The 13583-nt window shown below is 70.4% G+C and carries 15 protein-coding genes and 1 tRNA gene; 3 read left to right on the forward strand and 13 right to left on the reverse strand.

Going from position 1 to position 13583, the window contains the following annotated elements; translation table 11 throughout:
- Window positions 1–58: 58 nt before the first annotated feature.
- From ACIBTS_RS02720 to ACIBTS_RS02730, 3 genes are all read right to left on the reverse strand, one after another.
- Window positions 59–445, reverse strand: coding sequence for a hypothetical protein (locus ACIBTS_RS02720; protein ID WP_399316006.1), 387 nt, complete (start codon window positions 443–445; stop codon window positions 59–61).
- Between the two features lie 197 nt (window positions 446–642).
- Entirely contained in the window at window positions 643–1890 is a 1248-nt protein-coding gene (locus ACIBTS_RS02725) for a serine hydrolase domain-containing protein (RefSeq protein ID WP_399316007.1), read from the reverse strand.
- A 53-nt stretch (window positions 1891–1943) separates the two neighbouring features.
- The gene (locus ACIBTS_RS02730) at window positions 1944–2483 is read right to left on the reverse strand and encodes a hypothetical protein (protein WP_399316008.1); all 540 of its coding nucleotides are present in this window, start codon (window positions 2481–2483) and stop codon (window positions 1944–1946) included.
- Window positions 2484–2871: 388 nt separating this feature from the next.
- Between ACIBTS_RS02730 and ACIBTS_RS02735 the strand changes: the two genes are divergently transcribed.
- The 3 genes from ACIBTS_RS02735 to ACIBTS_RS02745 all read left to right on the forward strand — a co-directional run bounded on the left by ACIBTS_RS02735 (window position 2872) and on the right by ACIBTS_RS02745 (window position 5564).
- Window positions 2872–3855, forward strand: coding sequence for an ArsR/SmtB family transcription factor (locus ACIBTS_RS02735; protein WP_399316009.1), 984 nt, complete (start codon window positions 2872–2874; stop codon window positions 3853–3855).
- Window positions 3856–4009: 154 nt separating this feature from the next.
- Complete coding sequence (locus ACIBTS_RS02740; protein ID WP_399316010.1) at window positions 4010–4255, forward strand: hypothetical protein; 246 nt, start codon at window positions 4010–4012, stop codon at window positions 4253–4255.
- A 151-nt stretch (window positions 4256–4406) separates the two neighbouring features.
- Window positions 4407–5564: a hypothetical protein gene (locus ACIBTS_RS02745; RefSeq protein WP_399316012.1), complete on the forward strand. Its 1158-nt coding sequence runs from the start codon at window positions 4407–4409 to the stop codon at window positions 5562–5564.
- A 27-nt stretch (window positions 5565–5591) separates the two neighbouring features.
- Here ACIBTS_RS02745 and ACIBTS_RS02750 read toward each other — a convergent pair whose 3' ends face one another.
- The 10 genes from ACIBTS_RS02750 to tdh all read right to left on the reverse strand — a co-directional run bounded on the left by ACIBTS_RS02750 (window position 5592) and on the right by tdh (window position 13545).
- Window positions 5592–7139: a serine/threonine-protein kinase gene (locus ACIBTS_RS02750; protein WP_399316013.1), complete on the reverse strand. Its 1548-nt coding sequence runs from the start codon at window positions 7137–7139 to the stop codon at window positions 5592–5594.
- On the reverse strand, window positions 7136–7930 hold the full coding sequence (locus tag ACIBTS_RS02755; RefSeq protein WP_399316015.1) for a serine/threonine protein kinase: 795 nt from the start codon (window positions 7928–7930) through the stop codon (window positions 7136–7138). Before ACIBTS_RS02755 ends, ACIBTS_RS02750 begins: the two co-directional genes overlap by 4 nt.
- A gap of 95 nt (window positions 7931–8025) precedes the next feature.
- Complete coding sequence (locus tag ACIBTS_RS02760; RefSeq protein WP_399316017.1) at window positions 8026–8163, reverse strand: hypothetical protein; 138 nt, start codon at window positions 8161–8163, stop codon at window positions 8026–8028.
- A gap of 400 nt (window positions 8164–8563) precedes the next feature.
- Window positions 8564–8637: transfer RNA gene (locus ACIBTS_RS02765), tRNA-Pro, on the reverse strand.
- 108 nt (window positions 8638–8745) lie between these two features.
- Window positions 8746–9105 carry an MmcQ/YjbR family DNA-binding protein gene (locus ACIBTS_RS02770; RefSeq protein WP_319672350.1) on the reverse strand — a complete coding sequence of 120 codons (360 nt, stop codon included), beginning with the start codon at window positions 9103–9105 and terminating at the stop codon, window positions 8746–8748.
- Between the two features lie 30 nt (window positions 9106–9135).
- Window positions 9136–9657 carry a GNAT family N-acetyltransferase gene (locus ACIBTS_RS02775; RefSeq protein WP_319672349.1) on the reverse strand — a complete coding sequence of 174 codons (522 nt, stop codon included), beginning with the start codon at window positions 9655–9657 and terminating at the stop codon, window positions 9136–9138.
- Window positions 9654–10238 (reverse strand): helix-turn-helix domain-containing protein, encoded by a 585-nt coding sequence (locus ACIBTS_RS02780; protein WP_399316020.1) that lies wholly within the window; start codon window positions 10236–10238, stop codon window positions 9654–9656. Before ACIBTS_RS02780 ends, ACIBTS_RS02775 begins: the two co-directional genes overlap by 4 nt.
- Window positions 10239–10284: 46 nt before the next feature.
- Complete coding sequence (locus ACIBTS_RS02785; RefSeq protein WP_319672347.1) at window positions 10285–11187, reverse strand: LysR family transcriptional regulator; 903 nt, start codon at window positions 11185–11187, stop codon at window positions 10285–10287.
- Window positions 11188–11236: 49 nt separating this feature from the next.
- Window positions 11237–12430 carry a glycine C-acetyltransferase gene (locus tag ACIBTS_RS02790; protein WP_399316024.1) on the reverse strand — a complete coding sequence of 398 codons (1194 nt, stop codon included), beginning with the start codon at window positions 12428–12430 and terminating at the stop codon, window positions 11237–11239.
- Window positions 12431–12516: 86 nt separating this feature from the next.
- A complete protein-coding gene (tdh, locus tag ACIBTS_RS02795) occupies window positions 12517–13545 on the reverse strand; it encodes an L-threonine 3-dehydrogenase (protein WP_399316026.1) in 1029 nt (342 codons plus the stop codon).
- Window positions 13546–13583 lie beyond the last annotated feature (38 nt).

The raw sequence follows: 13583 nt of genomic DNA on the forward strand, positions 1-13583 counted from the left end.
TGCGCGCACCGGCCCGGAAAGAGGTGCTCTCTAAGTGGTCGTGTCCTTCGACGCCGCGTCAGCAGCGCTCGACACCGTCGATCCAGTCGGTGGCGTTGTCGATGTAGTAGCCGGCCATGTAGCCGCGGTGGCCACTGGGGGTGAGGACCCACACCCAGTACGGGTTGCCGCCGACGCTCTGCGCGCCCTCCTGCTGGCAGTACACCCACACCTGGGCCGGGCTGCTCACCGTGGTCTCCACGGTCGGACAGTTGGCGACCGACGGGTACAGATAGCACTGTTCCCCGCCGCCGCCACGGACATTGACGCCGGAGGCCCAGACGCCGTAGTAGCCGGCGCCATGACCGGTTGCGTGGGCGGCGCCCGCCGTACCGAAGACGAGGCCGGCGGCGGCGATGACGGTGGATGCCATGGCCGCGGCGGCGGCCCTCACAGAACGGATCATGAGTGATTTCCCCTTGGGACGGTCATATGGTCGGTGCGGGCCCGGGAGTCAAACCTGACGGCACGCACAGAGAGAAGGTGCTGACCTACAAACAGCGACGTGGCCAGACCCTAGCGACGGCAGCGGCTGCTGAGCTCCTGACGAATGTCAGGGCAACCCGTGTCCGGGATGTCCGAGGGCGAGACCCCGGCCGGGCCTCAGCGGCGTTCGGGCAGGTCCGACTCGGCCGGCACCATGGACGACCTGGGCTGAGCGGACGCCGACGCCGTCGAGGTCGGCTTCTTGCCGCAGAACGCGGCCTCGAGCGTGCCGCCGAGCGCCGTGTTGGCGGACCCCTTGTTCGAGGTGTTGGCCATCGCGGAGAGGCTGCGTCGGCCATCGCGGGTCGCGAAGGCGTAGGTGTAGTACCCCTGCACGGTGCCGGTGTGGCCGAAGACCTGCGTACCGCAGGACAGGTCGTAGCGGCGCAGACCGAGGCCGTAGAAGCGGGTGTTGGTGGCGTCGGTCGGGGTGACGGTGGTCATCTCCTCCAGCATCCGCGGCGTCAGCAGCCTGCCCCGCATCAGCGCGGTCACGAAGGTGTTCAGGTCCGCCGGGCTGGAGATGACCGCCCCGGCCGACTGCGCCCAGGAGACCGTCTGTTCGGTGGAGTCCACCAGCGGCGCGCCGGCCTCGTCGGGGTGCAGATAACCGTGTGCATACAGCCCCGCGATGCGGACGTCCGGGTGCACGTACGAGGTGTTGCGCAGGCCCAACGGCCCGATGATGCGGCGTTGGTACTCCTTGGCGACGGGCTTGCCGGTGATCTTCTCGATCAGCATGCCGACCACCACGAAGTTGGTGTTGGAGTACTTGTACGCGACACCGGGCTCGGTGGTGCGGGGCTCACCCAGTGAGAGGTCCACCAACTCCTGGTAGCTGAAGACCCTGTTGCGTACGGCCTCGAAGCCGGGCACGGTGTGCTCGAACATGGCGTCGGTGTAGTCCGCGAGCCCACTGCGGTGGGTCAGGAGGTGCCGCACCGTGACCCGGTCGTCGGGCAGCAGTCCGGGAAGATAACGGTTCACCGGCGCGTCGAGCTCCAGTCTCCCCTCCTGCACCAGTTGGAGCAGCACCACGCTGGAGAAGGTCTTGCTGACACTTCCGATACGAAAGCGTGCGCGGACGTCCATGGCGGCGCCGGAGTCCCGGTCGCGCACTCCCACGGTCCGGGCCTGGACGCCCTCGGGGCTGGTGAACCGGGCCATCGCTCCTGGTGCGCCCTCGGCCATGGCGGCGTTCAGAGCTGCGACCACGCCTTCCATATCGGGGGCGGGTGTGGTCGCGCCGGTGGCGGCCGGAACGGTGGGCGCGGCGTAGGCGGTGGTGGCGGGGACGACACCGGCGGTGAGCGCGGCGATCAGGGTGGCGCCGACGGCCAGGCGTCGGCGGTTGTTCAGCTTCACGTCAATTCCTCGAGTCGAAGGGCAGGGAATGGGGGCGGGAGCGGACCGCCGCATCAGGCAGGGCACTGTCTGATCTGCTGCTTCCAGACGTCCGGGCTGCCGGTGTTCAGGTACCAGTCGTTGACGTAGCCGCCGTAGCTGTTGCCGACCTCGACCCACATCCAGTAGCGGTAGTTGGGGTTGTCGTAGGCGCCGTCGCCCAGCTTCCAACAGGTGAGGCCGACCTGGTTGCCGTTGTTGAGGCGGCTGTACGGCTCATGGATCGGGCTGTACCCGTAGCCCGGTCCGGTGCGCACCTGGAGCCAGGAACCCGGATCGATACCGGTGACCGTGGTGCACGGGATCGTGGAACCGGACACCTGGCACGGGTAGGTCGCGGCGTTGGCCGGGCCGGCCGTGCCCATCAGCGTCGCGGCGGTCGCGAAGACGGTCGCGACGCCGAGGATCTTTCGGCGGACGGAGTTCATGGGGTTCCCCTCTTCGTTGTCAGGGTCTTCGGCAATGCGGGATCCGCTGCTGCCGCACGGCGGGCTGCCGGTGTCGAGGTACCAGTCGTTGACCCAGCCGGCGTGCCCGCCGGTGTCGATGTACATCCAGTAGTGGTAACCGGGGCTGTCCGCGGCCCAGTCACCCGTGGATCAGCACTTCAGGCCCACTCCGGACCCGTTCTCAGTCCCCCGTACGGCACGTCGGGGCCGTATCCGGGGTCGGTGCGCATGTGCAGCCAGGAGCGTCGCGTCGAAAGAGATGCGATGCCCCGTTTCTCTTGCATGTTCTGCGCGGGGCACAGCGATTGCGCGGTTGGTCAGCCGCCACCGCCCCCCGTGGTCGGACACAGTCTGTTCAAAGCCGGCGGCACGACCCAGCATTTCGAGAAGCTTCAAAACGTGTGCCGGTCGGCGTCTTTGCCCAGGTTGTTCGAAACCGTTGCTCAAACAGGCGCGTCCCAAGGGGTGGTGGTACGTCGACGGGGGAGTGTTCGTGGCCGGGTTCTCCGAGCTGTGTCTGGGGCAGCTGGAAACAGTGCCGGTGTCGGTCGTGGCGCAGCCCGGCGTCACCCTGATGTCGCTCGCCGCGGATGCGCTGGGCGGACGTTCCCAGGGCGTGCACCCCACGTGGCGGCGCGCGCTGCGCTCGGCGGTGCCCGAGGGGGCGGAGACGGTGCTGCGTCCGCTGTTCACCCGTGAGTACTCGATGGTCCCCGACTGCCTCACCCCCACGGCGCCGCTGTGGGAGACCGATCTCTCGGTCCAGCTCGACCGTCTGGCGGAGCTCTCGCCTCATCTGCTGCTGCAGGAGCTGGAGAGGGACTTCGGGGGGGCGGTCCCCCGGCAGTGGCAATCGGTCGTCGATCGGCCGAAGGCCTTCATCCACGCGTACGCGGCCATTCTCGGCGCCGTGTGGGAGGCCTTCGGGCCGATATGGGCGCGGGCCGGCTCCCTGCTGGCCCGGGAGACCGAGCGGGTGGGGGTGGCGGTCGTCAGCAACGCCCTGCCGCTCGTCATGACCGGCCTCGGACCCAAGATCCGCTTTGCCGGCCAGACCCTGTACGTGCCCGATCCGCACCCCGAGACGTTCGAGCGGGGTGCCCGCCGTGTGGTGCTGGTGCCCATCGTGTCGGGCAACGGCGCCTCGGTCTTCAGCTTCGACCGTTCCGACGCCGTGTGGTTCGGCTATCCCGTGCCCGGTCTGAACACGCTGTGGACCGCTCAGGAGACCACTGCCGAGAGGGACGCGCTCAAGCTCGTGGTGGGCTCCCTGCGGGCGGGGATCCTGCGCGAGCTGGTTCGCCCGTGCACCATGGGCTCCCTGGCCTCCGCGCTCAACTGCACGCCGGCAACCGTGACGTACCACTGCGGTCAGCTGGAGGCGGCCGGTCTCCTGGCCCGGGAGCGCCGCGGGCAACACGTAGTGGCCCGGCGTACGGCCTCAGGGGTGGCATTCGTCAACTTGCTGTCGGGCTGAGCTTGCGGGCCAGAAACGAAACCGACCTTGGCGCGAGCGACGCCCTGACATTCGTCAGGACCGTCGGCCCGCTCCCCTTTCTAGACTTCGAGTCGTCCTCCAGGCCTCGGCTGTACTGCGGGGCACCCTCCACAGACAGGAAGAGACGGCTTTCATGCGCCTGTTCCGCTCCACCCTCGCCACGGGTGCCGCCTTGTGTGCGATCACCACCGGCATCGTCCTCCTCCAGCCCCCGCAGCCGGCCCACGCTTCGGCCTCCGACCGCGAGGGCGGTGCACGCGGCTTCCGCGACCACGCCGACAACGCCGGGGGTGACACCGACAAGCCCGCCGACGTCAGCCTCGGCAGCGTCCGCATCACGGCGTGGTCCGCTGCTCCGACTGGTGGTAGAGCCCGCTGACCGGCCCCGCTTCCCAGCATTCACGACGAAAGGCACGGGGTCTTCAACAACCAGTACGACGGCACCCTCGCCGAGCTGTGCAAGTCCATCAACAGGGCTGGTACGACAACCTCACACCGATCAACTCGATCAACCTCAGGGAGCACTGCCTGTGAGACGCTGCCTTCTCGCTGCCGCCGCCGCGCTCCTGCTGATCGGCGGCGCGGCAGGCTCCGCCGCAGCCGACGTCCCGGCCGGGCAGCCGGTGCGGCCCGCCGCCGCGTCCGTCGAGGTGCCCGCCGGCGTCAGTGCCGGGATCGCCGTCTTCGACCGGCAGACCGGCACCTACACCGAGCAGCTCAACTCGAGCACCCGCTTCCGGTCCGCCTCGGTCGTCAAGCTGCTGCTGGCGCTGGACTACCTGTGGAACCGGGGCCCCGACTACACGGTGCCGGCCGCCGACCGGGCCTGGCTGGAGCCGATGCTGCGCAGCAGCAACGACACAGCGGCCAACAACTACTGGTCGGACAAAGGCGGTACGGCGATCATCAGCCGCATGGTGAGCCGCCTCGGCATGAAGGACACGGCCGTGCCGCCCATCGGATACGAGGGCTACTGGGGCTACACCGCGCTCTCGGCCCGGGACACGGTCACGATCTACCGCTACCTCCTGGACTCAGCGCCCGGCCCCGTGCGCGACTTTGTGATGGGCAACCTGCGTCAGTCCACCCGCTGCGCCTCGGACGCATTCGACCAGCACTTCGGCGTCGCCGGAGCGTTCGACAAACCGTGGGCGGTGAAGCAGGGCTGGGCCGGAACCTCGTACGAGAAGGGCACCTGCGGCACGGCGAGCACCGCGACCGCGACCGCGACGGGTACAGCGAGCCCGGTTCCGGCCGCCGCCGCGGACGTGGACCTGAACCGGCCCGCGCTGCACAGCACGGGCACCGTGGGCGCCGGTGGCCGGTCCATCGTGGCCGTGTTCACACTGCATCCCGTCGGCACCTCGTACGGGAAGGCGTACACGGACATCGGCCGACTGACCCGCTCCCTGAGCGTCCCCGGAGCCACGCGGCCCGCGGGACGGTGGTACGGCACGTGGAGCGACCATGTGAACGTCCGCCCCAACCCTGGCACGGGCAACTCACCCATCACCCAACTCCCCGCAGGCGTCGAGGTGTTGGTGGGCTGCCAGGCCAGGGGCGAGGAGGTCGACGTACCCCCTTACACCAACGAATGGTGGGCGTACCTCCCCCAGTACAACGGCTGGGTCTCCAACATCTACATCAACTCGCCCGACAACAAGATGCCGGACGTCAAGGACTGCTGAACGGCCTTGAGCGACAGTTCCGCTTCCTCACCGCTCGTAGTCGGCGAGGTAGCGGAGCACTTTGTCGACGTGGGGCCGCACGCGGGCGGGGACGCCGCCCTCCGTGATGACCGTGCGGTCGCTCGTGCGGTAGCCGGCCGCCATCAGCGCGGGAAGATCCTTGGCGGGCATGTCGGCCTTCTTGAACTGCTGGTCGAGCCAGCACACGTACAGCGACATCGTGGAGATCGCGTCCGGCGGCGACCGGTAGTCCTTGTCGCCGTCGCCGTCGCCGTCGACCGCCCAGGCCCGGAACACCGACGGCGTCCACATGGCGATGCCGTACTCCTCGCTGGCCGGGCGGGCCGCGTTCACGTCGAAACCGCTCTCCGCCTTGAGCATGGCGGCGAGGAACGCGGGCGTGACCTCCGCGTCGGTACAGCGGTGGGCGGCCTTCACGATGACCGGTCGCAGTGCCTCGGGTACGTCGGAGTCCTCCGGGATCTCCCCGGCGGCCGGGCTGTGGGCGCCGGTGACGACGGCTGGTGCACCCCGCCCCTGGTCTTCATCGTCGTCTCCCCCGCCTCCGCCGCCCCCGAGCAGCGCGGCCCCGCCGATGGCGGCGGCCGACACTGCGGCCAGCGCCACGGCGGCGACCGGCAGCAGGCGACGCCGGCCACGCGGGCTTGCCAGTTGCTCGATCCGGGCGGACAGGCTCGCGGCGGTGTGGCGCAGTCGGCCCGCGTGATCGGGTGCCAGGCAGTCCTCGATGAGCCGGCGCCAGTTGTCGTCGAGTCCGGCATCCAGACGCAGTGTCGCGGTGTCCCGGGCATAGGCCTGTGCGGCGAGCGAGCGGGCGCGAGCGGTGGCGCCGGGGAACGGGTGGAGACCACCGGTGAGCACCTGGTGGGCCAGGACGCCGAAGGCCCAGATGTCGGCGGTCGGCCGTACCATCGTCCCGTCCACCCCGGTGCGCTGGGACCACCACTCGGGCGGCACATGATCGAGCGTGCCGAGCGGCGGCACATAGGCGTGGGTGCCCTCGAGTTCGGTGGCCAGGCCGAAGTCGGCGAGCCAGACCGCGCCGTCCGCGCCCAGCAGCACGTTGGCGGGCTTGAGGTCGCCATGCACCCAACCGGCACCGTGCATATGGGAAAGCCCGGCGGCCACCCCGCGCAGGACCCGCACGGCGTCCGGGATCGGGCGGCCTGTCGCGGCAGCGTCCAGCACCTGGCGCAGACTGGCCTCGGCCCGGTCCATGACGAGCGCGATGGCACCGTCCAGCGCGGGCAGGTCCGGCGCGTCCACGGTGCACACGGCGTGCGTCCGTACGAGGTGGGGGTGGTCCGCCTCGGCACTGAAGCGCACCTCGCGCGCGACCAGTTCGCCGAGCGCGGCACGCTGACCGAGTGCCAGGGCGCCGGTCGGCAGCACCTTCACCGCCACGATCGTGCCGTCGGCGACCGCGCGGGCCTCGTACACGGTCCCCCAGCCGCCCGACCCGATGACGGCGTCCAACTCCCAGCCCTCGATACGGAAACCCGCCGGCAGACGCGGCGATTCGAGAGCGCCTTGCTCTGCGCCTGACGAGCTCATGCGCCGCCCTCCTGCGGGACGGGCCGTCTGCGGGACGGCAACAGGGCGAGGTGTTCCTCGCGCACCAGGCCGAAGCGCAGGGCGAGGGAGGCCAATCGAGCGCGCTTGGCGCCGGTGCGGCCGTTGACGTCGACTCCGGACTCGTCGCCGAGGTCCAGGCGCAGCTTGGCGAAGGCCAGGTAGTCGATGTGGTAGTTCACCGCGGAGCGGGTCAGACCACGACAGCTCTCCAGCGGGCGAAGTCGCTCCGCGATGTCCCCGGTGCCCGGCAGTACGCCGTCCGACGGGTCGCGCAGCCGCGGCTCGCACAGGGCCACCAGCACCAGGAAGTACTTCGCCGTCGCATCGAGCGCGTAGGGATGCACGGTCAGCTCCCCGGCGCCGGGCGAGGACCGCTCGTCCAGATAGGCGTGCTGCGGGGCGAACACCTTGAAGTCGACGGTCCCACCCAGCGCGGGCAGAACGACTCTGGAGAACTCGAAGGGCACCGGCGCTCCGAGCCGACCTGGCGCGACGGTGATGTATTCGCCGGCCCCCTCCAAGTTCTCGACCGCATACGCGGTGTCACGGCTGAAGTTCGACAGCCGCCAGTAGTCCTCGGCCGCCTCCAGCCGTCCCGCCCGCCGGGAGATCCCGGGGTCGGACAGGACGATGGAGACTTCCCGGCCGCCGGGCAGCCCGCGACCGAAGTCGGCCACGTCGCCCGGTCCCATGCGCAGCAACTCGGGCCCGCCGGCGTCGACTTCGCCCGGGCGTGACGGTCCGGGCGGCTGCACAATGATCGTTTCCATATCGATGTTCCCCCGATGTGGTCGCCAGGATTGTAGAGGCGCTTCCGGTTTCCGCCGACCCGGTGCATCCGCATGGCGCAGGGCGCATCCCTCGGTCACGGTCGCCGCTTCGCCGCCTCGTCCGTCCCACCCGACGCGCCCCGCGCGGTCAGCGCTGTGAAGGCGCCAATGAAGCATTCGCCACGGCTCGCCGGCTTCTGGTCAAAAGCCGCACACGTGACATCGTCGTCCATGCCCGGCACCGTATACGGGCCGATTCCACGGGTGAGAGCACGAGGCACGTCCACTAGGACGATCGGTCGATCGTCTCGGTTCCCTGCGCGGGGCTGACCACTGAGGCCCCTGGCGTGGAGGCTGCGGTTGAGGAGAAAAATCGGCTCATCACGGGGGGAAGCCCTTGCCATGCCTGTGGCCACACCGCTGTCCCCAGCCGGTCAGCACGGTACGCACGCTTCTCCGCCGACGGACGGCTGCTCTCGGCGGGCGGCTCCCGCAGCTACCAGGAGCGCACCCTTGCCGAGTCAAGGTGCGCTTCGGCCCGGTCAATGCACTGGTGCCCAGCTGGTCCCCAGAAATGACCAAGAGGCTGTATCGGCATACTCCGATACAGCCTCTGACCTGCTATTTCGCAAGTCGGGACGACAGGATTTGAACCTGCGACCCCTTGACCCCCAGTCAAGTGCGCTACCAAGCTGCGCCACGTCCCGTTGCTTGTCTGACCTGGGGTTTCCCCTGGCCGAACGCGCATGGAAACAATACCGCACTCGGGTCGATGGTCGCGCACCCGTTTCTCCCGCCCCGGCCGCCGGTGCGCCTCAGTGCCCCTCGGGCATCCCCAGGTCGGGATACGCATCCAGCAGGCGCTGCGGGGCCGCCTGCCGCCAGGAGTCGGCGAGGATGTCCCGCAACTCGTTCTCGTCCTCGAGGGCGGCCAGCCGGGCGCGCACCCAGGCGAACTGGGACTCGTGGTCGGCGATCCAGAATTTCCGGGGCTCGGCGAGCACCAGTTCGGCGCGCTCCTCCTTGGGGCAGCGCACGGCGAGGGAGGTCTCCTCCTCGGGCAGCGTGGCGAACATCTTGCCCGCGACCCGGAAGGTGGGCATGCTCCAGGCGATCTTCTCCGTGGTGTCCGGCAGGGACAGAGCGATACGGCGTACGTCTTCGGCGTCCGGCATGCTTCGCACCGTAGCGGCTGCCACTGACAGTCACCCGACGGCGACCTGTTTGTAGTAGAGGGTGGTGGGGCGGAGGACCCCGGCCGGGTCGGCGGCGTAGTCGGGGATCACGCCGGCCCTGGTCCAGCCGGCGGTGCGGTAGAGGTGTTCGGCGGGGCTGTCGGTCTCGGTGTCCAGGTGGAGCAGGGTGACACCGGACGCGGCGGCGGCCTCCTCGGCGGTGGTCAGGAGGGCGCGGCCGAGGCCCTTTCCGCGGGCGTCCGGGTGGACCATCAGCTTGACGAGTTCGGCGCGGTGGCGACTGTTGGGCTTGTCGGGGAAGGCCAGGCTGACGGTGCCGAGGACACGGCCGCTTTCCCGGGCCGCCCAGATGGCGAGCCGTCCGGCGGCCACGCCCTGCGCGCGCTCCTGCCACCAGGCGAGGGCCTCGGTCCGGTCGAGCGGACGGAAGAAGCCGACCGAGGCGCCTCCGTCCACCGTGGCGATCAGCAGGTCGGCCAACTCCTCTGCCTGGTCGAGGAGCCGAGGTGCGTCGAGGCGGGTGGCGGTCACGGCAGCACCACCGCCAGCACGTAGCGCACACCGTCGGGTCCCGAGCACCGGAACCGCGTCGGCCCCCACACGCGCAGCCTCAGGCAGTCGCCCGCGTCGAGGTGGTGTTCGACGTCCTGGGCCGTCACGTCGAGCGCCCCTTCGAGGACCCAGATGTGCTGTTCCAGTCCGGGTACGGGCGGCCGGTCGTACGCGATGTCGGCGCCCGGCCGCAGCCGTCCCTCGACGAGTTCGCCGCGCAGTCCGGTGTGCGGCGGCGAGACGGACCGCCGCACGAAACCGGAGGTCCGGTCCTGCCACACCTGCTGGTCGGCCGCCCTGACCAGCAGCGCGGGCTCCGCCTCGATCTCGCTGAGCAGTTGGGACATGGTCCGTCCGTACACGCCGCACAGGCGGTTGAGGAGCGAGGCCGTGGGGCTGGTCTCGGCGCGTTCGGCCCGGGAGAGGGTCGACCGACTCACCCCGCTGCGCTCGGCCAACTCCCCCAGGGACCAGCCGCGTTCGGCCCGCAGCTCGGCCAGCCGGGCGCCGAGCCGGGCGTCGACAGGATCCGGGGCGACCCCGGCGTCATTGAGTTTCACATACGGGACAGTATCCCATATATGAAACAGGCACGTTGCGAGGGGGTCAGGTCCGGGACACCTCTTCCAGCGCGTCCAGCACGGGGCGGATCAACGGGTGCTCCTCCGCGCCCCGCCGTACGGCCGCGAAGACCCGGCGGGTGGGCGCCACCCCGTCGACGGGCCGTACGACCACTCCGGTCAGGTCCATGCCGCGCAGCGCCGAGCGGGGCACCAGGGCGACGCCCGCGCCGGCCGACGCGAGAGCCACCACCGCACGGAAGTCGTCGGAGGAGTGTTCGAGGCGGGGCTGGAAGCCGGCGTTCTCGCAGGCCAGGACGACCACCTCGTGGCAGGGGTTGCCGGGGTACGGGCCGATCCACGCGTCCTTGGCCAGCTCCGCGAGGGGGACCTCGGCCGCGTCGGCCAGACGGTGGGCGACCGGGAACACCGCGTCGAAGGGCTCCGCGTACAGCGGGACATGGGTCAGCCGCGGATCGTCGGCGGGCGGGGCCCCTCGGTACTCGACCGCGACCGCGACGTCCACCTGCCGGTCGAGCACCATCGGCAGACTGGCGTCGCCCTCGGCGTCCTGGACACGGATCCGTATCCCCGGGGCGGCACCCGCGAGACGGGCCACGGCGGGCGCGACGACCTGGGCGATGCCGGTCGCGAAGGCGGCCACCGTGACCGTGCCGGCCGCGCCCGAGCGGTACGCGGCGAGCTCCGCCTCGGCCCGCTCCAGCTGGGCCAGGACGGCGTTGGTGTGGCCGAGCAGGATCTCGCCGGCCGGGGTGAGCCGCACGCCCTTGGCGCCGCGCTCGACCAGGCGGTGGCCGGTCTCCTGCTCCAGGGCCGTCAGCTGCTGGGAGACCGCCGACGGGGTGAGGTACAGCGCGGCGGCAGCCGCGGTCACCGTGCGGTGGTCGGCCACCGCACGGAGGATGTGGAGCCGCCGCGCTTCGATCATGGGATCGATTATCGCAATATGTCCGGGCCGCCCGGTCCGCCCGGTCCGGTCAGCCCGCCAGTTCCGCCCGCGCCACGACGAAGGCGTCCACGGCCCGGTTCACGTCCGCCGTGGAGTGCGCGGCGGACAGCTGGACGCGGATGCGGGCCCGGCCCTGCGGGACGACCGGGTAGGAGAAGCCGATCACGTACACCCCGCGCTCCAGCAGCAGCTCGGCCATCCGGCCCGCCTGCGCCGCGTCCCCGATCATCACGGGGGCGATGGCGTGGTCGCCGGGGAGGATGTCGAAGCCCTCCTGCGTCATCCGACGGCGGAACAGGGCGGTGTTCGACGCCAGCTTCTCCCGCAGGTCCCCGGCCGACTCCAGCAGGTCCAGGACCTTGAGGGAGGCGGCGGCGATGACCGGGGCGAGGGTGTTGGAGAACAGGTACGGGCGGGAGCGCTGGCGCAGCAGGGCGACGATCTCGGCGCGGGCGGCGACGTAACCGCCGGACGCGCCGCCGAGCGCCTTGCCCAGCGTGCCGGTGATGATGTCGACGCGGTCCATCACACCGTGCAGCTCGGGGGTGCCGCGGCCGCCGGGGCCGACGAAGCCGACGGCGTGCGAGTCGTCGACCATGACCATCGCGTCGTAGCGGTCGGCGAGGTCGCAGATCTCGGCGAGGGGCGCCACATAGCCGTCCATGGAGAACACGCCGTCGGTGACGATCAGTCGGCGGCGCGCGTCGGACGCGTCCTTCAACTGCCTTTCCAGGTCCGCCAGATCACGGTTGGCGTAGCGGAAGCGGCGGGCCTTGGACAGACGGATGCCGTCGATGATGGAGGCGTGGTTGAGGGCGTCGGAGATCACCGCGTCCTCGGGGCCGAGGAGGGTCTCGAAGACACCGCCGTTGGCGTCGAAGCAGGAGGAGTACAGGATCGTGTCCTCCTGGCCGAGGAAGGCCGACAGCCGGGCCTCCAGCTCCTTGTGCACCTCCTGGGTGCCGCAGATGAAGCGCACGGACGCCATGCCGTAGCCCCATCGGTCGAGGGCCTCGTGGGCGGCGGCGATCACCTCGGGGTGGTCGGCGAGGCCGAGGTAGTTGTTGGCGCAGAAGTTGAGGACCTCGCCGGGCCGCCCGCCCGCGGTGACGTTGACGGTCGCGGACTGCGGGCTGCCGATGACCCGCTCCGGCTTGTGCAGACCGGCGGTGCGGATGTCGTCGAGGGCGGCGCGCAGGTCGTCGCGCACGGAGTCGAACATCTCAAAGCTCCTAGAAAAGCAGAGGACTTACGCAGATGACTTACGCAGATGAATTACGCGTAGGGCTGGTGCGGCCGGCTCGCGGTCTACGCGGTCCAGTCGAGGATGACCTTGCCGCCACGGCCGCTCGCCGCGTCGGCGAAGGCCGCCTCGAAGTCGCGGTAGCCGTACCGGCCGGTGATCACGGGGGCGAGGTCGAGGCCGCCCTCCAGGAGAACCGACATCGCGTACCAGGTCTCGAACATCTCACGGCCGTAGATGCCCTTGATGGTGATCATCGAGGTGACGATCCGGGCCCAGTCGACCGGGAACTCGGCGGCCGGCAGCCCGAGCATCGCGATCCGGCCGCCGTGGGTCATGTTGGCGATCATGTCGCGCATCGCCTCGGGCCTGCCGGACATCTCCAGACCGATGTCGAAGCCCTCGCGCAGTCCCAACTGCCGCTGCCCGTCGGCAATCTGAGCCTCAGTCACGTTCAGCGCCAGACTCACGCCGATCTTGCGGGCCAGCTCCAGCCGCTCCTCGCTGACGTCGGTGACGACGACGTTGCGGGCGCCGGCGTGCCGGGCGACGGCGGCGGCCATCAGCCCGATCGGTCCGGCGCCGGTGATCAGCACGTCCTCGCCGACCAGCGGGAAGGACAGGGCGGTGTGCACGGCGTTGCCGAACGGGTCGAAGATCGCCGCCACGTCGAGGTCGACGGGGGCGCGGTGCACCCAGACGTTGGCGGCGGGCAGGGCCACGTACTCCGCGAAGGCGCCGTCGCGCCCGACGCCCAGGCCCACGGTGGCCCGGCACAGATGGCGACGCCCGGCGAGACAGTTGCGGCACTTGCCGCAGACGAGGTGACCCTCGCCGCTGACCCGGTCCCCCACCTGGACATCGACGACGTCACGACCCGTCCCGACGACCTCGCCGACGAACTCGTGCCCGAGCACCAGCGGGGTGCGGATCGCCTGCCGCGCCCAGCCGTCCCAGGACCGGATGTGCAGATCGGTGCCGCAGATGCCGGTGCGCAGCACCTTGATCAGTACGTCACCGGGCCCGACAGCGGGCTCCGGGACGTCCGCGAGCCACAGCCCGGGCTCCGCCTTCTCCTTGACCAGCGCCTTCAACGCAACGGCTCCTGTGGTGAGGGCCCGGGCGCGGGCAG

The sequence above is a fragment of the Streptomyces sp. NPDC050121 genome (assembly GCF_044460385.1).
Lineage (GTDB): Bacteria > Actinomycetota > Actinomycetes > Streptomycetales > Streptomycetaceae > Streptomyces > Streptomyces soliscabiei.